Origin of the sequence: Microbispora sp. H10836 (genome assembly GCF_012999525.1) — a bacterium.
GTDB lineage: Bacteria > Actinomycetota > Actinomycetes > Streptosporangiales > Streptosporangiaceae > Microbispora.
Map to the genome: position 1 here is coordinate 1 of NZ_JABBWU010000057.1, position 1,568 is coordinate 1,568.

At 72.7% G+C, this 1,568-nt stretch carries 1 protein-coding gene; it reads right to left on the reverse strand.

Annotated elements, in window-relative coordinates; all coding sequences use genetic code 11:
- Positions 1 to 1,520 (reverse strand): DUF222 domain-containing protein (locus tag HHX30_RS40210; protein WP_311923069.1); only part of this gene is annotated, 1,520 nt, incomplete at its 3' end.
- Positions 1,521 to 1,568 lie beyond the last annotated feature (48 nt).

Sequence of the window (1,568 nt, forward strand, 5' to 3'; positions counted from 1 at the left end):
CGGTCGGGGTGCTGGTAGCGGTCGCGGTTGTGGAACTGGCAGGCCGGGCCCAGCAGTTTGAGGTCGGTCAGGCCGCCGGTGCTCCAGTTGTCGGCGTGGTCGATCTGGCACCTGGTGGCCGGGAGCGGGCAGCCGTCGATCCAGCAGGTGGCGTAGCGGGCGTAGATCGCCCGCCGCTGGGCGGGGGTGGCCAGGCGGACCTTGCGGCCCATGTCCAGGACCTGTCCCTCGGCGTCCATGACCAGGCGCACCAGGGTGGAGGTGCGGGCCAGCCGGTGCACGCCGGAGACGGGCAGCACCTCCCCGGTCGCCAGCAGCAACCCCGGCGCCATCCCCAACGCTGTCCCCAGCAGCGCCCCCGGCAGTCCTCCGGCCGACGCTCCCGGTGGCCTCTCCGGCTCTGGTCCCAGCACGCCCCGCGGCGACCCAGGCTCTGCTCCCCGCGCGCTGGGCGCCCCCGGCTCTGGTACCCGCGCACCGGACGCTTCCGGCGTCCCCGGTGTTTCCGGCGCTGTGGACGAGCACCGCGCCCTACTGCCGCACCCGCACGCGCCCCCGCCATGCGACTCCCACGAGCGCGACTCCTGCCGCTTCGGCGAGCTGCTCTGCTGTGGCGTGCTCTGCTGTGGCTCCTGCTGCGACTCGCTCCGCTGTGTGCTCTTCGCCTGCGCGCGTCCGATCGCGTCATCGCCGGGCTCCACGCCACGGGGCCCGGTCGCCGGCTCGGCACCCTCGACGGCGCTCTGACCGGCGTTCTCGACGGTGGCCTCTGCGGCTACATCGGCAGCGGCGCCTACTCCGGAAACGGCTTCCTCGGCGTCACCGGCGCCGGCGAGATCGGCAAGGTCGGCCTGGTCGACAGTGTCGACGGGGCCGGTGCTGCCGACATCAGTCGCGCCGTCCTCGGCCGGGACGCTGATGTCCTCGCTGTCCCGGCTGACCTGAGCGTCCTCGGTGTGCCGGGCCTGCCGGACGGTCTCGGTGTCCGGGGTGTCTTCGGGCTCTTCGGTGTCTATGGGGGTCTCGGGGCGCTCGGGAGTCTGCGGGTGGTCGGGGGTGGGGTCGGTGGGGAGGGATTCGGCGTTGACCAGCACTAGGAGCTCTGCGGCGATCCTCTCCTCCAGCAACGCCATGAACGCATCCGCCTGACGCACTCGCAGCGGCCGGTCATCGCCCTCCGCCTTCGGCCTGGCATACGCATCCAACAACGCCTGCAACCGGGCGGCATGCTCACGCGGCAGATAAAACTCCCCCTCCAAACCGCCGCCCTTGCCCCGGCGGACCCGCAGGAACCGCCGACCGTAATCGGCCCGCTCATCGCGGTCCTCACCATCGGGGTCCAGCACCGCCCGCAGATAACGGCCCGCCCTGGCCACCTCCGCCGCCCCCGCCTTGCCCGCCAGCTCCAGCAGAATCGGCTCAGCCAAGGCGGCCTGCTCATCGGACAGGCCGGCAACGGCGGTGCAGATGGCCTCCACCACCCCCGCCGCCAACCCACCCACCGCGAACTTCTCCCGCACCCGGGGCAAACGGGCCAACTCGATCCCCAAGGTCAGCAGCCGGCCCGC